Here is a 17,824-nt window from a genome sequence, read left to right on the forward strand (position 1 = left end):
TGAAGCTGCCGCACCGATGCCGGAAATCGAATGTGCGTGCTATAGGCTCGGTGTCAACACAACCGGAAGAAAACTCGTCGGCGCCCCGTTTAGGCTGTCTGGGGGTGCTGTCCCCTTGTCTGCCTTTTGAAAGGTGCGCACTGGCGTGGCCGATCGTCTCACCGTCCGTGGCGCTCGCGAGCACAATCTGAAGAACGTCTCGCTCGACCTGCCACGGGACTCGCTCATCGTGTTCACCGGCCTCTCGGGGTCGGGCAAGTCCTCCTTGGCGTTCGACACGATCTTCGCCGAGGGCCAGCGTCGCTACGTGGAGTCGCTGTCCTCGTACGCACGGCAGTTCCTGGGCCAGATGGACAAGCCGGACGTCGACTTCATCGAGGGTCTGTCGCCCGCGGTCTCGATCGACCAGAAGTCCACCTCGCGCAACCCGCGCTCGACGGTCGGTACGATCACCGAGGTCTACGACTACCTCCGCCTGCTCTTCGCCCGCATCGGCAAGCCGCACTGCCCCGAGTGCGGCCGGCCGATCTCCCGGCAGTCGCCCCAGGCGATCGTGGACCGGGTGCTGGAGCTGGAGGAGGGTTCCCGCTTCCAGGTGCTCTCGCCGCTGGTGCGCGAGCGCAAGGGCGAGTTCTCCGACCTCTTCTCCGACCTGCAGACCAAGGGCTACAGCCGGGCCCGGGTGGACGGCGTGACCGTCCAGCTGACCGACCCGCCGAAGCTCAAGAAGCAGGAGAAGCACACCATCGAGGTGGTCATCGACCGCCTCACCGTCAAGGAGAGCGCCAAGCGCCGGCTGACCGACTCGGTCGAGACCGCCCTCGGTCTGTCCGGCGGCATGGTGATCCTGGACTTCGTCGACCTCCCCGAGGACGACCCGCAGCGCGAGCGGATGTTCTCCGAGCACCTCTACTGCCCGTACGACGACCTGTCCTTCGAGGAGCTGGAGCCGCGCTCCTTCTCCTTCAACTCGCCCTTCGGCGCCTGCCCGGAGTGCACCGGCATCGGCACCCGCATGGAGGTCGACCCGGAGCTGATCGTCCCCGACGAGGACAAGTCCCTCGACGAGGGCGCCATCGCCCCCTGGTCGCTCGGCCACACCCGGGACTACTTCCAGCGCCTGATCGGCGCGCTCGCCGACGAGCTGGGCTTCCGTACCGACATCCCGTGGGCGGGGCTGCCGCAGCGCGCGAAGAAGGCCCTGCTCAACGGCCACAAGACGCAGATCGCGGTGCGCTACCGCAACCGCTACGGGCGCGAGCGCTCGTACACCACCTCCTTCGAGGGCGCGATCCCCTTCGTCCGCCGCCGGCACGCGGAGTCCGAGAGCGACTCCAGCCGCGAGCGCTTCGAGGGGTACATGCGCGAGGTGCCCTGCCCCACCTGTGAGGGCACCCGCCTCAAGCCGATCGTCCTGGCGGTCACCGTCCAGGAGAAGTCCATCGCCGAGGTCGCCGCAATGTCCATCAGCGACTGCGCGGAGTTCCTGCGCGGCATGAAGCTGAGCGCGCGCGAGAAGACCATCGCCGAGCGGGTGCTGAAGGAGGTCAACGAGCGGCTGCGCTTCCTGGTCGACGTCGGCCTGGACTACCTCTCGCTCAACCGCGCGGCCGGCACCCTCTCCGGCGGCGAGGCCCAGCGGATCCGGCTCGCCACCCAGATCGGCTCGGGCCTGGTGGGCGTGCTCTACGTGCTGGACGAGCCGTCGATCGGCCTCCACCAGCGGGACAACCACCGGCTCATCGAGACCCTGGTGCGGCTGCGCGACCTCGGCAACACCCTGATCGTGGTGGAGCACGACGAGGACACCATCAAGACCTCCGACTGGGTGGTCGACATCGGCCCGGGCGCGGGTGAGCACGGCGGCAAGGTGGTGCACAGCGGTTCGCTCAAGGAGCTGCTGCGCAACAAGGAGTCGCTGACCGGCCAGTACCTGGCGGGCAAACGCCGGATCCCGATCCCCGACGTGCGCCGCCCGCTGGACGGGGAGCGCCGGCTGACCGTGCACGGCGCCCGGGAGAACAACCTGCGGGACATCGACGTGTCCTTCCCGCTGGGTGTCTTCACGGCCGTCACCGGGGTCTCCGGCTCCGGCAAGTCCACCCTGGTCAACGACATCCTGTACACGCACCTGGCCCGCGAGCTGAACGGCGCCCGGGGCGTCCCGGGCCGGCACACCCGTGTCGACGGGGACGACCTGGTCGACAAGGTGGTCCACGTCGACCAGTCGCCGATCGGCCGCACCCCGCGTTCCAACCCGGCCACGTACACGGGTGTCTTCGACCACGTCCGCCGGCTCTTCGCGGAGACGATGGAGGCGAAGGTCCGCGGCTACCTGCCGGGCCGCTTCTCATTCAACGTCAAGGGCGGCCGCTGCGAGAACTGCTCCGGCGACGGCACCATCAAGATCGAGATGAACTTCCTCCCGGACGTCTACGTGCCGTGCGAGGTCTGCCACGGTGCCCGGTACAACCGGGAGACCCTGGAGGTCCACTACAAGGGCAAGTCCATCGCCGAGGTCCTGGACATGCCGATCTCCGAGGCGCTGGACTTCTTCGAGGCGGTCCCGACGATCGCCCGGCACCTGCGCACCCTCACCGAGGTCGGGCTGGGGTACGTCCGGCTGGGCCAGTCCGCCACGACCCTGTCCGGTGGTGAGGCGCAGCGCGTGAAGCTCGCCTCCGAGCTGCAGAAGCGCTCCACCGGCCGCACGGTCTACGTGCTGGACGAGCCCACCACGGGTCTGCACTTCGAGGACATCAGCAAGCTGATCAAGGTGCTCTCCGGACTGGTGGAGAAGGGCAACACCGTGATCGTCATCGAGCACAACCTCGATGTGATCAAGACGGCCGACTGGGTCATCGACATGGGCCCCGAGGGCGGCAGCGGTGGCGGTCTGGTGATCGCCGAGGGCACCCCGGAGCAGGTCGCGGGCGTGGGGGCGAGCCACACCGGCAAGTTCCTCAGGGACATCCTGGGCGCCGAGCGGGTCTCCGACGCCCCGCCGGTCCCGGCCAAGAAGCGGGCAGCCCCGCGGAAGAGGGCGGCGGCGAAGGCCTGACGGCGGGGCTCAGGGTTTCGGCACGTATGGTGCAGCTTTCAAGCTCTTTTCCCTACGTGCCGAAGCGGAGCCCCCCATGGCCGACACCAGCGCCCTGCCCCCCTGCCGCCGTACCGTCCTGAAGGGCGCGGCCCTCGTGGGCGTCGCCGGGGTCGGCCTCACCGCCTGCGGCGGTCCCGGCGCGGCGGCCCCCGAGGGTCCCGTCGAGCTGGGCGCGGCCACCGAGGTCCCGGTCGGCGGTGCCAAGCTCTACCGCGAGGCCAAGATAGTCGTGGCACAGCCCACGCAGGGCAGCTACCGGGCCTTCAGCGCCGTGTGCACCCACCAGGGCTGCACCTGCGACAAGGTGGAGGACACCGCGCTGTCCTGCCCCTGCCACGGCAGCGTCTTCGACGCCGCCACCGGCGCCGTCCGCACCGGCCCCGCGACCAAGCCGCTGACCAAGGTCGACGTCCAGGTCAAGGACGGCAAGCTCGTCGCCGGTACCGGGGCCTGAGACGGCGGGAATGTCACCGTCAATCAGTAGGGTGGGGGCATGGCCGATCCCTCCAGCTACCGCCCCAAGCCGGGACAGATTCCGGACTCCCCCGGGGTGTACAAGTTCCGGGACCAGCACGGCCGGGTGATCTACGTCGGGAAGGCGAAGAGCCTGCGCCAGCGGCTCTCCTCGTACTTCCAGGACCTCGCGAACCTGCACCAGCGCACCCGCACGATGGTCACCACCGCGGCCTCCGTGGAATGGACGGTGGTGGCCACCGAGGTCGAGGCACTGCAGCTGGAGTACTCCTGGATCAAGGAGTACGACCCGCGCTTCAACGTGAAGTACCGGGACGACAAGAGCTACCCCTCGCTCGCCGTCACCCTGAACGAGGAGTTCCCCCGCGTCCAGGTGATGCGCGGCCCCAAGCGCAAGGGCGTGCGCTACTTCGGCCCGTACGCGCACGCCTGGGCGATCCGCGAGACGGTGGACCTGCTGCTGCGGGTCTTCCCCGTGCGCACCTGCTCCTCCGGGGTGTTCAAGCGCTCCGCGCAGATCGGCCGCCCCTGTCTGCTGGGGTACATCGGCAAGTGCTCGGCCCCCTGCGTCGGCCGGGTCAGCGCCGAGGAGCACCGTGAACTGGCCGAGGAGTTCTGCGACTTCATGGCCGGCCGCACCGGCACCTACCTGCGCCGCCTGGAGCAGCAGATGCGGGACGCGGCCGCGGCCATGGAGTACGAGAGGGCGGCCCGGCTCCGCGACGACATCGAGGCGCTCAAGCGCGCCATGGAGAAGAACGCGGTCGTCCTCGCCGACGCCACCGACGCCGACCTGATCGCCGTCGCCGAGGACGAGCTGGAGGCCGCCGTCCAGATCTTCCACGTCCGCGACGGCCGGGTGCGCGGTCAGCGCGGCTGGGTCACCGACCGGGTCGAGGAGGTCGGCACCCCCGAGCTGGTCGAGCACGCGCTGCAGCAGCTGTACGGCGAGGAGCGGGGCGAAGGGGTGCCCAAGGAGGTGCTGGTGCCCGCGCTGCCCGACCCGTACGAGCCCGTGCAGCAGTGGCTCACCGAGCGCCGGGGCTCCCAGGTGAGCCTGCGGATACCGCAGCGCGGCGACAAGAAGGACCTGATGGCCACCGTGCAGCGCAACGCCCAGCAGGCGCTGGTGCTGCACAAGACCAGGCGCGCCTCCGACCTCACCACGCGTTCGCGCGCCCTGGAGGAGATCGCCGAGGCGCTGGACCTGGACTCGGCGCCGCTGCGCATCGAGTGCTTCGACATCTCCCACCTCCAGGGCGACGACGTCGTCGCCTCGATGGTGGTCTTCGAGGACGGACTGGCCCGCAAGAGCGAGTACCGCCGCTTCCAGATCAATAGCTTCGCCGGCCAGGACGACGTCCGGTCGATGCACGAGGTGGTCTCCCGGCGCTTCCGCCGCTACCTGCTGGAGAAGCAGAAGACCGGCGAGTGGGTGGACGGCGACGGCGACGGCGACGGGGCCGAGGAGGTCGACGGCGCCGGCACGGGCGGAACCGACGGGAACGGCGTCGCGGGCAGCGGCGGCGAGGTCGCCGGCGGACCCATCGACCCGGACACGGGCCGGCCGCGCAAGTTCGCCTACCCCCCGCAGCTGGTCGTCGTGGACGGCGGGCAGCCGCAGGTCGCCGCCGCCCAGCGGGCCCTGGCGGAGCTCGGGGTGGAGGACGTGGCGGTGTGCGGCCTGGCCAAGCGCCTGGAGGAGGTCTGGCTGCCCGGCCAGGACGACCCCGTCATCCTGCCGCGCACCAGCGAGGGCCTGTACCTGCTGCAGCGGGTCCGGGACGAGGCCCACCGCTTCGCCATCGCCTACCAGCGCAACAAGCGATCCAAGTCGATGAAGTCCGGTGCCCTGGACGCGGTGCCGGGCCTCGGCGAAAGCCGCCGCCAGGCGCTGCTGAAGCACTTCGGCTCGCTCAAGCGGCTGCGCGCGGCGACGGTCGAGCAGATCTGCGAGGTTCCCGGGGTCGGCAGGCGCACCGCCGAGGCCGTGCTGGCCGCGCTGGCCGGCGCCGCCCCCGCCGGTCCCGCGGTGAACACCGCCACAGGAGAGATCATTGAGGAAGAGGGGACGGCCGGTCCGGTGACCGTCCCCACGGAACGGGGGCACGACTCATGAACGCGAACGACGGAGGCGGAGAACAGGTGACGACCGGAGGAGCGGGAGAGGCCGCCGAGGCCATCCCCGAACTCGTGATCATCTCGGGCATGTCCGGTGCCGGGCGCAGCCACGCGGCCAAGTGCCTGGAGGACCTCGGCTGGTTCGTCGTGGACAACCTGCCGCCCGCCCTCATCCCCACCATGGTCGACCTCGGCGCCCGCTCCCAGGGCAACGTGGCACGGATCGCGGTGGTCGTGGACGTCCGCGGCCGGCGCTTCTTCGACAACCTCCGCGAGTCCCTCGCGGACCTGGACTCCAAGGGCGTCAAGCGCCGGGTGCTCTTCCTCGAGGCCTCCGACGAGACGCTGGTGCGCCGCTTCGAGTCGGTGCGCCGCCCGCACCCGCTGCAGGGCGACGGCCGCATCGTCGACGGCATCGCCAAGGAACGCGAGCTGCTGAGCGAGCTGCGCGGCGACGCGGACCTGGTGATCGACACCTCCAGCCTCAACGTCCACGAGCTGCGGGCCAAGATGGACGCCCAGTTCGCCGGCGAGGAGGAGCCGGAACTGCGGGCCACCGTCATGTCCTTCGGCTTCAAGTACGGCCTCCCCGTCGACGCCGACCTGGTCGCGGACTGCCGCTTCCTGCCCAACCCGCACTGGGTGCCGGAGCTGCGTCCGTACACCGGTCTCAACGACGAGGTCGCCACGTACGTGTTCAACCAGCCCGGCGCCAAGGAGTTCCTGGACCGCTACGCCGAGCTGCTGCACATCGTCAACGCCGGCTACCGCCGTGAGGGCAAGCGCTACGTGACCATCGCGGTCGGCTGCACCGGCGGCAAGCACCGCAGCGTCGCCATGTCCGAGCGTCTGGCCGCGCGGCTGTCCGCCGACGGAGTGGAGACGGTCGTCGTCCACCGGGACATGGGGCGCGAGTGATCAGGACGACTCGGCGCTTGCGCCGGTCGGCGGGGCGCAGCGGGGCCACGCCCAAGGTCGTGGCATTGGGAGGCGGGCACGGACTGTCCGCCTCCCTGTCCGCCCTGCGCCGCATCACCCAGGACCTGACCGCCGTGGTCACGGTCGCCGACGACGGCGGCTCCAGCGGCCGCCTGCGCCAGGAGATGGGGGTGCTGCCGCCCGGCGACCTGCGCAAGGCGCTGGCCGCGCTGTGCGGCGACGACGAGTGGGGCCGGACCTGGTCCCAGGTCGTCCAGCACCGTTTCGTCAGCCAGGGCGACCTGCACGGCCACGCCGTGGGCAACCTGCTGATCGTGGCGCTGTGGGAGCAACTCGGCGACCCCGTGGCAGCCCTGGAGTGGGTGGGCCGGCTGCTCGGCGCGCACGGCAGGGTGCTGCCCATGTCGGCGGTGCCGCTGGAGCTCACCGCCACGGTGCGCGGCCACGACCCGGAGGAGCCGGACGAGGTCACGACCGTCCACGGCCAGGCCACCGTCGCCCTCACCCCCGGTGAGGTGCAGGAGGTGCAACTGGTGCCGAGCGACCCGCCGGCCGTCCCCGAGGCGGTGCAGTCCGTGCTCGACGCGGACTGGGTGGTGCTCGGCCCCGGTTCCTGGTTCTCCTCCGTGATGCCGCACCTGCTGGTGCCCGATCTGGTGTCCGCGCTCATGGAGACCAGGGCCCGCAAGGTGCTCGCGCTCAACCTCGCACCGCAACCGGGTGAGACCGAGGGCTTTTCTCCGCAGCGTCACTTGGAGGTTTTGGCCCGACACGCCCCTAAACTCACCATCGACGTGGTGCTGGCCGACGAGGCCGCCGTACTCGACCGCGACAGCCTCATACAGGCAGCCGAGCGTTTGTCGGGCACGGTGGAGCTGGCCCGGGTCGCCGCCCCCGACGGGCCGCGGCACGATCCGGAACTGCTGGCGGCCGCGTTCGACCGGATTTTTCGTATGCATGGAAGGATCGGCCCATGGCGATGACGGCAGCGGTGAAGGACGAGATCTCCCGGCTTCCCGTCACCCGGACCTGCTGCCGAAAGGCGGAGGTCTCGGCGATCCTGCGGTTCGCGGGCGGACTGCACCTGGTCAGCGGACGCATCGTGATCGAGGCGGAGCTGGACACCGGGATCGCCGCGCGTAGGCTGCGCAAGGACATCCTGGAGATCTTCGGGCACTCCTCCGACCTGGTCGTCATGGCGCCCGGCGGACTGCGGCGCGGCAGCCGGTACGTGGTGCGGGTGGTCGCCGGCGGTGACCAGCTGGCCCGCCAGACCGGCCTGGTGGACGGCCGCGGCCGCCCCATCCGCGGCCTGCCCCCGCAGGTCGTGTCCGGGGCCACCTGCGACGCCGAGGCCGCCTGGCGCGGGGCGTTCCTGGCCCACGGCTCGCTGACCGAGCCGGGCCGTTCCTCCTCGCTGGAGGTCACCTGCCCCGGCCCCGAGGCGGCCCTCGCCCTGGTCGGTGCCGCCCGCCGGCTGCAGATCGCCGCCAAGGCGCGCGAGGTCCGCAACGTCGACCGCGTGGTCGTCCGTGACGGTGACGCCATCGGCGCGCTGTTGACGCGGCTCGGCGCGCACGAGTCCGTACTGGCCTGGGAGGAGCGGCGGATGCGGCGCGAGGTGCGCGCCACCGCCAACCGGCTCGCCAATTTCGACGACGCCAACCTGCGCCGCTCGGCCCGCGCCGCGGTCGCCGCGGGCGCGCGTGTGCAGCGGGCCCTGGAGATCCTCGGCGACGACGTGCCCGAGCATCTCGCGGCGGCCGGCCGGCTCCGCATGGACCACAAGCAGGCCTCGCTGGAGGAACTGGGCTCGCTCGCCGAACCGCCGCTCACCAAGGACGCGGTGGCGGGCCGGATCCGCCGGCTGCTGGCGATGGCCGACAAGCGCGCCTCGGACCTCGGCATCCCGGGCACCGAGTCCAACCTCACCGAGGAGATGGTGGGCTGAGCCCGGCGCGGCCCGCCCGCCCCGTCCGGTTACCGGTCCGTACGGCGGGCACCCGTGGCGCCGATGTCACCGCCGGGAGCACGGGGAGGTAGGGTCGTCCTTGGTCGGGGACATCCCAATACGTCGCAGCCGGAGCGAAATGGCCTCCGGCACACCAGCGAGGAGATCGGTTCGTGACGATCCGCGTAGGCATCAACGGCTTTGGTCGCATCGGTCGCAACTTCTTCCGTGCCGCCCTGGACCAGGGTGCGGACATCGAGATCGTGGCTGTCAACGACCTGGGTGACACGGCTACCACCGCCCACCTGCTCAAGTACGACACGATCCTGGGCCGCCTCAAGGCCGAGGTCACCCACACCGCCGACTCCATCACCGTCGACGGTCACACCATCAAGGTGCTGTCCGAGCGCAACCCCGCCGACATCCCGTGGGGCGAGCTCGGCGTCGACATCGTGATCGAGTCCACCGGCATCTTCACCAAGGCCGCGGACGCCAAGAAGCACATCGAGGGTGGCGCCAAGAAGGTCATCATCTCGGCGCCGGCGTCCGACGAGGACATCACGATCGTGATGGGCGTCAACAACGAGAAGTACGACCCGGCGAAGCACAACATCATCTCCAACGCCTCCTGCACCACCAACTGTGTGGCGCCGATGGCGAAGGTCCTCGACGAGAACTTCGGCATCGTCAAGGGCATGATGACCACGGTCCACGCGTACACCAACGACCAGCGCATCCTGGACTTCCCGCACAAGGACCTGCGCCGCGCCCGTGCCGCCGCGGAGAACATCATCCCCACCTCGACGGGTGCCGCGAAGGCCACCGCCCTGGTGCTGCCGCAGCTCAAGGGCAAGCTGGACGGCATCGCCATGCGCGTCCCGGTCCCGACCGGCTCCGTGACCGACCTGGTCATCGAGCTCGAGCGCGAGGTCACCAAGGACGAGGTCAACGCCGCCTTCCAGAAGGCCGCCGAGGGCCAGCTCAAGGGCATCCTCGAGTACACCGAGGACCCGATCGTCTCCTCGGACATCGTCAACTGGCCGGCCTCCTGCACCTTCGACTCCTCGCTGACGATGGCGCAGGGCAAGCAGGTCAAGGTCATCGGCTGGTACGACAACGAGTGGGGCTACTCCAACCGTCTCGTCGACCTGACCGTGTTCGTCGGCGGCCAGCTCTGACACCCGCTCGACCGCCCGTCATGCGATGAGGACAGGGTCCGAACGACGTGCCGTCGTCCGGGCCCTGTCCCATGACGTGGCGGTTCGGGTGATCCGACCAGTCAGGACCAAGGCAGGGGAGCCTCCACCATGAAGACGATCGACGAACTCGTCGCCGAGGGGGTCGGCGGCAAGCGCGTGTTCGTGCGCGCCGACCTCAACGTGCCGCTGTCCGGCACCACCATCACCGACGACGGCCGTATCCGCGCCGTCGTGCCGACCATCGCCAAACTGGCCGAGGCCGGCGCCAAGGTGATCGTCGCCTCCCACCTGGGCCGTCCCAAGGGCGCGCCCGACCCGCAGTTCTCGCTCGCCCCCGTCGCCGTGCGCCTGGGCGAACTCCTCGGCACGCAGGTGGCCTTCGCGACCGACACGGTCGGCGAGAGCGCCCGCGCGACGGTGGACGCCCTCACCGACGGTTCGGTGGCGCTGCTGGAGAACCTGCGCTTCAACCCGGGCGAGACCAGCAAGGACGACGCCGAGCGCGGCGCCTTCGCCGAGCAGCTGGCGGGCCTGGCCGAGCTGTACGTCGGTGACGGCTTCGGCGCGGTGCACCGCAAGCACGCCTCGGTCTACGACCTGCCGGCCCGGCTGCCGCACGCCGCGGGTCTGCTGATCGCCACCGAGGTCGGCGTGCTGAGGAAGCTCACCGAAGACGTGGCCCGCCCGTACGCGGTGGTCCTCGGCGGTGCCAAGGTCTCCGACAAGCTGGGCGTGATCGACCACCTGCTGGACCGCGCCGACCGCATCCTGATCGGCGGCGGCATGCTCTTCACGTTCCTCAAGGCCCAGGGCCACGAGGTCGGCAAGAGCCTGGTGCAGGAGGACCAGCTCGGGACCGTCGCGGAGTACCTGGAGCGTGCGAAGGCCAAGGGCGTGGAGTTCGTGCTGCCCCTGGACATCGTGGCCGCGCCGTCCTTCCCCGACCTGAAGAACCCGGTCGCCGGCAACCCCGTGACCGTGTCCGTCGACGCCTTCCCCGGCGACCTGATGGGCCTGGACATCGGTCCGGAGTCCCGCAAGCTCTTCGCCTCGAAGCTCGCCGACGCGGCCACCGTCTTCTGGAACGGCCCGATGGGCGTCTTCGAGCACCCCGACTACGCCGAGGGCACCCGCGCGGTCGCCCAGGCGCTGCTCGACAGCCCGGCGTTCACCGTGGTCGGCGGCGGCGACTCCGCCGCGGCCGTCCGCATCCTGGGCTTCGACGAGAACGCATTCGGCCACATCTCGACCGGTGGCGGCGCGAGCCTCGAGTACCTCGAGGGCAAGACGCTCCCCGGCCTCGCCGCACTGGAGGACTGATCCGATGAGCACGCGCACGCCGATCATGGCGGGCAACTGGAAGATGAACCTCAACCACCTCGAGGCCATCCACCACGTCCAGAAGCTCGCCTTCTCGCTCAACGACAAGGACTACGACGCCGTCGAGGCCGTCGTACTGCCGCCCTACACCGACCTCCGGGGCGTCCAGACCCTGATCGAGGCCGACAAGCTGAAGATCAAGTACGGCGCCCAGGACCTGTCGGCGCACGACTCCGGCGCCTACACGGGTGAGATCTCCGGCCCGATGCTGGCCAAGCTGAAGTGCTCGTACGTGGTCATCGGCCACTCGGAGCGCCGGCAGTACCACCACGAGACCGACGAGCAGGTGAACGCCAAGGTCAAGGCGGCGTTCCGGCACGAGCTGACGCCGATCGTCTGCGTCGGCGAGGGCCTGGACGTCCGCAAGGCCGGCGAGCAGGTGGCCTTCACCCTCGCCCAGGTCGACGGTGCCCTGAAGGACGTCCCGGCCGAGCAGGCCGCGACCCTGGTCATCGCCTACGAGCCGGTGTGGGCCATCGGCACCGGTGAGGTCGCGACCCCCGACGACGCCCAGGAGGTCTGCGGGGCGATCCGCGGCCGGCTGGCCGAGCTGTACGGCCAGGAGGTGGCCGACGCGGTCCGCATCCAGTACGGCGGCTCGGTCAAGGCCGGCAACATCGCGGCGATCATGGCGCAGCCGGACGTGGACGGCGCCCTGGTCGGCGGTGCGGCGCTGGACCCGGAGGAGTTCGTCAAGATCATCCGGTTCCGCGACCAGTAAGTTCCGGGGCAGTAGGCTGTCGGGCCCTGCCCGAAGTACTCTGTCGGGGGTCGGAGCGCTGCGCAGCAGCGGCCCGGCCCCCGCGTCGTCCAAGGTCACCGAGAGAGTTGGTCCAGCTGTGGTCATCGGGTTCTCCATCGCCCTCATCATCTTCAGCCTGCTGCTGTTGCTGCTCGTGCTGATGCACAAGGGCAAGGGCGGCGGTCTGTCCGACATGTTCGGCGGCGGCATGCAGTCGTCCGTCGGCGGTTCCTCGGTGGCCGAGCGCAACCTCGACCGGATCACCGTCGTGATCGGTCTGCTGTGGTTTGCCTGCATTGTCGCCCTCGGCCTTCTGTTGAAGTTCCAGAAGTGACCGAGTCCCCGGCTTCCGGGGAGAACTGACGCCTCGTCGTCGGCGCGACTTATCATGGGAGGGCGTCATGGGATACGGTGCCCTTTCCCCGCAGGCGCGGGGGTGAACCGGTCTCCGTAAACTGGGCGACCTCGCAGCACCATCACGCAGGGAGTTACGACCGTGGCAAGTGGCAACGCGATCCGTGGTAGTCGGGTCGGGGCGGGGCCGATGGGAGAGGCCGAGCGGGGCGAGTCCGCGCCGCGCCTGCGCATCTCCTTCTGGTGCTCCAACGGGCACGAGACCCGGCCGAGTTTCGCGAGCGACGCGCAGATCCCCGAGACCTGGGACTGCCCGCGCTGCGGCTTCCCGGCCGGTCAGGACGAGGAGAACCCGCCGGCTCCGCCGCGCACCGAGCCGTACAAGACGCACCTGGCGTACGTACGGGAGCGGCGCAGCGCGGCCGACGGCGAGGCGATCCTCGCCGAGGCGCTGGCCAAGCTGCGCGGCGAGATCTGAGCCGTACCGGCTGAAGCTCCGCGGGGGCCCGGCCCGCGAGGACGCCTTCTTTCGCGGACCGGGCCCGTCGCGTCCCTCCGGTGCGTAACCGGAACGTATACTCCGTGTCGTGTCTCTGGTGATCGGCATCGATGCGGGCGGAACCCGGACGCGCGCCTACCTGGCCGAGGCGGCGCCCGACGGCGTGGTGCTCGGCGAGGGTGAGGGCGGGCCCGGCAACGCGATGACCGTCGAACGCGTGGCGCTGACGCAGCACCTCGCGGACGCCATCCGCGGTGCGGTCCCGGAGGACCGCAGGGGCGAGGTCACGACCGTCGTGGGCGGCTTCGCCGGCGCGGCCCTCGGCACCGGCCCCGAGACGGGGCACGAACTGGCCGCTTCCTGTCTGCGGGCGGCGCTCGACAGCCACGGTGTCGGCGCTCCGCACGTGACGGTCTGCGGCGACATCGAGGTCGCCTTCGCCTCCGCGCCGGGCACCCCGGCCGACGGACTGGCGCTGGTCGCCGGTACCGGGGCCGTGGCCGCGCGCATCGAGAAGCGCAACCAGACGCTCGTCGCGGACGGCAACGGCTGGCTCGTCGGCGACGAGGGCAGCGGTTTCTGGCTCGGCCGCGAGGTGATGAGGGCCGCCCTGCGGGCGCTGGACGGGCGCGGACCGTGGACGATCCTGGTCGAGGGCGTGCTCGCCCACTACATGGGCTCACCTGGAGGACCGTACCTCGCGCAGGAGCGTCCCGGCGGCCAGGAGTGCCACGTGCTGCGGAACCGTCTGGTGCCGCTGGTGTACGCCGAACCCCCGGTCAGGCTGGCCCGGTTGAGCCCGCTCGCCGTCGCGGCCGACCGGGACGGCGACGAGGTCGCCGCGACCCTGCTGGACGACGCCGCCGACGAACTCGCCGCGACCGTCGCCGCGTTGGATCCCCGCCCCGGTGAACCCCTGGTCGTCACCGGCGGACTGCTGGGGCCGACGGGTCCGCTGCTCGGTCGCGTCGTGGCCCGCGCCGAGGAGATGGAACTGGACGTCATGCCGGTGCGCGACGGTGGCGCGGGAGCGCTGGCGCTGGCCCGGCTGCGGGTCGACGGGGACTGAGCGGGAGCGAACCGGGCGGTCCGGACGCACCCGAGGGGGCGCACCCGACGGACGGCCCCGACAGGACGCCCCCACCGGGGGATTGACGTGGACTAGACCTCTCGTCCATCGTTTCGGAGGAGCACCCACCGGATCACTGGACTCAGGGGGAATCGGCCATGGCCGACGACGTGACGACCACCGCCGCACGCTTCGCCGACGAGGCGAGGACGGTCATCGACCGCGTGGTCGCCGCCAACAAGGACTCCGTCGCCGCCGCCGCCCGGCTGCTCGCCGACTGCGTCGCCGCGGACGGCATCGTCCAGGCCTTCGGGACCGGCCACTCGCAGGCCACGGCACTGGAGATCGCAGGACGCGCCGGCGGGCTGATCCCCACCAACCGCATCGGCCTGTCGGACCTGGTGGTCCGCGGCGGCGAGGACCTCTCGGTGCTCTCCGACCCGCTGCTGGAGCGGTCGCCCGGGCTCGGCAAGCGGCTGTACGAACTGGCCGCCCCCCACCCGCGGGACGTCTTCGTCGTGATCTCCAACTCGGGCGTCAACAACTCGATCGTCGACTTCGCCCTCCACGCGAAGGAGGCGGGCCACCCGCTGATCGCCCTGACCTCGCTGCAGCACACCCGTTCCGTCCCGGCGCTGCACGCGTCCGGCAAGAGGCTCGCCGACCTCGCCGACGTCGTCCTGGACAACGGCGCGCCGACCGGTGACGCCCTGCTGCCGCTGCCCGACGGCGGTTCGCTGTGCGGGATCTCGACGATCACCTCGGCCATGCTCGTCCAGATGACCGTCGCCGAGGCCGTGGGCCTGATGACCGCCGAGGGCCACCAGGCGCCGGTGTACGTCTCGGCCAACGTCCCCGGCGGCTTCGAGCGCAACCTCGTCCTGGAGCGCCACTACGGGGAGCGACTGCACCGCGGAGGGTTCTGACCTGCGGCCGAGCAGCGTTGTCAGTGGCCCCCGCTACCGTCTGTGACGAAGGTCGAGGACCGGTGAGCGGGGGTTTCCATGAGCGTCGGCATCGCGTACGACATCGAGCGCGCGCCCGGATGGCGGGGCGGGTTCGGGCGGCTGTGGACGGCCGCGGCGGTCTCGCGGTTCGGTGACGGGCTGCGGGCGGCGGCGCTGCCGCTGCTCGCCGTGGGGCTGACCGACTCCCCGCTGCTGGTCTCGCTCGTCACCGCCGCGGGCTTCGTCCCCTGGATCCTGTTCGGGCTGCTCGGCGGCGCGGTGGCCGACCGGGTGGACCAGCGTCGCGCCATGTGGGCCGTGGACGCCGTGCGGGGCGGGCTCACGGCCGCCTTCGCGCTCGCCGTGTGGCTGGACCGGGCGGGCATCGTGCTGCTGCTCGTCCTGGCGTTCGCGCTGACCACGCTGCAGACCCTCTTCGACAACGCCGCGACCTCGCTGCTGCCCGCCGTCGTGCCCTCCCGGTCCCTGGGCCGCGCCAACGCCCGGCTGATGACCGCCCAGACCATGGCCGCGACCTTCCTCGCCGCGCCCTTGGTGCCGGTGCTCTTCGGCGTCACGGCAGCGCTGCCGTTCGGGTTGGACGCCCTGACCTACGCGGCCGCCGCCGTGCTGGTCGCCTCGCTGCGGGTGCAACCGCCCGAACGGGCAGTGCGGCCCGCCGGCCGCACCCTGCGGCAGGACATCGCCGAGGGGATACGCGTGTTGTGGCGGGACCGGGTGCTGCGGGCGCTGTGCACCGCCAACACCGTGGTCAACGTGGGCATCGGCGCCCTGGTGGCGACCCTCGTCCTGCACGTCACCGGCTGGCTCCACGCGGGGCACGCGGGGTACGCCGTCGTGCTGGTCGCGTACGGGGCGGGCAGCGTGGCCGGGGGAGCGGCCGCCGGACGGCTCTCGGCGATGCTGGGCGGCCGCGTCAGGAGCCTCGCGCCGGGGCTGGCGCTCCAGGCCGGCTGCCTGGTCCTGGCCGGCAGCGTGCGCTCCCTGGCGGTGACCGCGGCCGCGCTGGCCGTCTTCGGCGCCCTCGGCATGATGTGGAACGTCAACGAGACCACCCTGATGCAGCAGCGCACACCCGAGAAGTTGCTGGGCCGGGTGAGCGCGGCCATGCGCACCCTGGGGGTCGCCGGGGCCCCGCTCGGCGCCCTGCTGGGCGGCGCCGCGGCGCAGATCCTCGGGCCCAACACCCCGCTGCTGCTCGCGGCCGCTCTGGTGGGCTGCGCGTTGCCGGTTCTTCGTCCGATCGTCACCACGCCGGACGGCGGACGTGAAACAACGGCGCGCAGGTAATCAACTAGTTTGGACCTGCAGCAGGAGGACGAGGAGAAGTGGACTGATGTCCGATACCAACACGCAGGGCCGAACCCGTCTCGACCAGCGGCCCGAGTGGCACGCGCTCGCCGAGCACCGCGAGGAAATGGGCGCGACCCACCTGCGGGAGCTGTTCGACGCCGACCCGGACCGCGCCCGGCGCTACACCGTGCAGGTCGGCGATCTCCATCTGGACTACTCCAAGCACCTGGTGACCGACGAGACACTGCGTCTGCTGCGCGACCTCGCGGCGGCCACCGGTGTCGCGGCGCTGCGGGACGCCATGTTCCGCGGCGAGAAGATCAACGTCACCGAGGACCGCGCGGTGCTGCACACCGCGCTGCGCGCCCCCCAGTCGGCCGACGTCACGGTCGACGGCGTCAACGTCGTGCCCGGCGTCCACCACGTGCTCACCCGGATGGGGAGCTTCGCCCACTCCGTGCGCACGGGCAAGTGGGTCGGCTCGACCGGACGCCGCATCAAGAACGTGGTGAACATCGGCATCGGCGGTTCCGACCTGGGCCCGGCGATGGCCTACGAGGTGCTGCGCGCGTACACCGACCGCGAGCTCACCTTCCGGTTCGTCTCCAACGTGGACGGCGCCGACCTCCACGAGGCGCTGCACGACCTGGACCCCGCCGAGACGCTGTTCATCGTCGCGTCCAAGACGTTCACCACCATCGAGACCATCACCAACGCCACCTCGGCGCGCGAGTGGCTGCTCGACGGGCTCGGCGCCGACGAGAACGCGGTGCGCTTCCACTTCGTGGCCGTGTCCACGAACGCGGCGGAGGTCTCCAAGTTCGGCATCGACACCGACAACATGTTCGAGTTCTGGGACTGGGTCGGCGGCCGCTACTCGTACCCGTCCGCGATCGGGCTCTCGCTGATGATCGCCATCGGCGAGGAGCAGTTCCGGGAGATGCTGGCCGGCTTCCACCTGGTCGACGAGCACTTCCGCACCGCCCCTCCGGAGGCCAACGCGCCGCTGCTGATGGGCCTGCTGGGCGTCTGGTACGGCCAGTTCTTCGACGCGCAGGCGCACGCGGTCCTGCCGTACAGCCACTACCTGTCGAAGTTCACGGCCTACCTGCAGCAGCTCGACATGGAGTCCAACGGCAAGTACGTCGACCGCGAGGGGCGGCCCGTCGACTGGCAGACCGGGCCGGTCGTGTGGGGCACGCCGGGCACCAACGGACAGCACGCCTACTACCAGTTGCTGCACCAGGGCACGAAGTTCATCCCGGCGGACTTCATCGGCTTCGCCAACCCGGTCGACGACCTGGAACCGGCCTTCGCCGCCCAGCACGACCTGCTGATGGCCAACTTCTTCGCCCAGACGCAGGCGCTGGCCTTCGGCAAGACCAGCGAGGAGGTCCGCGCCGAGGGCGTCCCGGAGGCGCAGGTCCCGCACCGCACCTTCCGCGGCAACCACCCGACGACGACCGTCCTCGCCAAGGAGCTGACCCCGTCCGTGCTGGGCCAGTTGGTGGCGCTGTACGAGCACAAGGTCTTCGTGCAGGGCGCGGTCTGGAACATCGACTCCTTCGACCAGTGGGGCGTCGAGCTCGGCAAGGTCCTCGCCAAGCGCATGGAGCCCGCCCTGACCGAGGGCGCCGACGTGGCCGGTCTGGACGCGTCCTCGAAGGCCCTCGTGGCCACCTACCGGTCGCTGCGCGGCCGCTGAGTCTCACAGCGCAGGGCGCACGAAGAA

15 protein-coding genes are annotated in these 17,824 nt (G+C 70.9%); all 15 read left to right on the forward strand.

The features are described from left to right. Window positions 1-133: 133 nt before the first annotated feature. The 15 genes from uvrA (at window position 134) to pgi (ending at window position 17,797) form a co-directional block, all read left to right on the forward strand. Complete coding sequence (gene uvrA, locus ACFZAU_RS16845) at window positions 134-3,061, forward strand: excinuclease ABC subunit UvrA (RefSeq protein ID WP_500552767.1); 2,928 nt, start codon at window positions 134-136, stop codon at window positions 3,059-3,061. A gap of 76 nt (window positions 3,062-3,137) precedes the next feature. Next, complete coding sequence (locus ACFZAU_RS16850; protein WP_499606119.1) at window positions 3,138-3,557, forward strand: QcrA and Rieske domain-containing protein; 420 nt, start codon at window positions 3,138-3,140, stop codon at window positions 3,555-3,557. A gap of 39 nt (window positions 3,558-3,596) precedes the next feature. Beyond that, complete coding sequence (uvrC, locus tag ACFZAU_RS16855) at window positions 3,597-5,696, forward strand: excinuclease ABC subunit UvrC (protein WP_500552768.1); 2,100 nt, start codon at window positions 3,597-3,599, stop codon at window positions 5,694-5,696. Then, window positions 5,693-6,616, forward strand: a complete 924-nt coding sequence (gene rapZ / locus ACFZAU_RS16860; protein WP_499606123.1) for an RNase adapter RapZ — start codon at window positions 5,693-5,695, stop codon at window positions 6,614-6,616. Before uvrC ends, rapZ begins: the two co-directional genes overlap by 4 nt. Beyond that, window positions 6,613-7,620 (forward strand): gluconeogenesis factor YvcK family protein, encoded by a 1,008-nt coding sequence (locus ACFZAU_RS16865; RefSeq protein ID WP_500552769.1) that lies wholly within the window; start codon window positions 6,613-6,615, stop codon window positions 7,618-7,620. The genes rapZ and ACFZAU_RS16865 overlap by 4 nt, the downstream gene beginning before the upstream one ends. Further along, window positions 7,611-8,588: a DNA-binding protein WhiA gene (gene whiA / locus ACFZAU_RS16870; RefSeq protein ID WP_319136625.1), complete on the forward strand. Its 978-nt coding sequence runs from the start codon at window positions 7,611-7,613 to the stop codon at window positions 8,586-8,588. The genes ACFZAU_RS16865 and whiA overlap by 10 nt, the downstream gene beginning before the upstream one ends. Before the next feature lie 173 nt (window positions 8,589-8,761). Beyond that, complete coding sequence (gene gap, locus ACFZAU_RS16875; RefSeq protein WP_499606125.1) at window positions 8,762-9,766, forward strand: type I glyceraldehyde-3-phosphate dehydrogenase; 1,005 nt, start codon at window positions 8,762-8,764, stop codon at window positions 9,764-9,766. Between the two features lie 129 nt (window positions 9,767-9,895). Beyond that, window positions 9,896-11,107, forward strand: a complete 1,212-nt coding sequence (locus tag ACFZAU_RS16880; protein WP_500552770.1) for a phosphoglycerate kinase — start codon at window positions 9,896-9,898, stop codon at window positions 11,105-11,107. Window positions 11,108-11,111: 4 nt separating this feature from the next. Further along, window positions 11,112-11,888, forward strand: a complete 777-nt coding sequence (tpiA, locus tag ACFZAU_RS16885) for a triose-phosphate isomerase (protein ID WP_500466208.1) — start codon at window positions 11,112-11,114, stop codon at window positions 11,886-11,888. 118 nt (window positions 11,889-12,006) lie between these two features. Further along, a complete protein-coding gene (gene secG / locus ACFZAU_RS16890) occupies window positions 12,007-12,243 on the forward strand; it encodes a preprotein translocase subunit SecG (RefSeq protein WP_018557252.1) in 237 nt (78 codons plus the stop codon). A gap of 162 nt (window positions 12,244-12,405) precedes the next feature. Further along, entirely contained in the window at window positions 12,406-12,741 is a 336-nt protein-coding gene (locus tag ACFZAU_RS16895) for an RNA polymerase-binding protein RbpA (RefSeq protein WP_361803309.1), read from the forward strand. Window positions 12,742-12,850: 109 nt separating this feature from the next. Continuing rightward, the gene (locus ACFZAU_RS16900; protein ID WP_500552771.1) at window positions 12,851-13,831 is read left to right on the forward strand and encodes an N-acetylglucosamine kinase; all 981 of its coding nucleotides are present in this window, start codon (window positions 12,851-12,853) and stop codon (window positions 13,829-13,831) included. Window positions 13,832-13,989: 158 nt separating this feature from the next. After that, a complete protein-coding gene (locus ACFZAU_RS16905) occupies window positions 13,990-14,757 on the forward strand; it encodes a sugar isomerase domain-containing protein (RefSeq protein WP_499606129.1) in 768 nt (255 codons plus the stop codon). Between the two features lie 78 nt (window positions 14,758-14,835). Then, a complete protein-coding gene (locus ACFZAU_RS16910; protein ID WP_500552772.1) occupies window positions 14,836-16,089 on the forward strand; it encodes an MFS transporter in 1,254 nt (417 codons plus the stop codon). Window positions 16,090-16,135: 46 nt separating this feature from the next. Then, window positions 16,136-17,797, forward strand: a complete 1,662-nt coding sequence (gene pgi / locus ACFZAU_RS16915; RefSeq protein ID WP_500552773.1) for a glucose-6-phosphate isomerase — start codon at window positions 16,136-16,138, stop codon at window positions 17,795-17,797. Window positions 17,798-17,824 lie beyond the last annotated feature (27 nt).

It is taken from the genome of Streptomyces sp. NPDC008238, from assembly GCF_042956445.1.
In the GTDB taxonomy this organism is placed as follows: Bacteria; Actinomycetota; Actinomycetes; order Streptomycetales; family Streptomycetaceae; genus Actinacidiphila.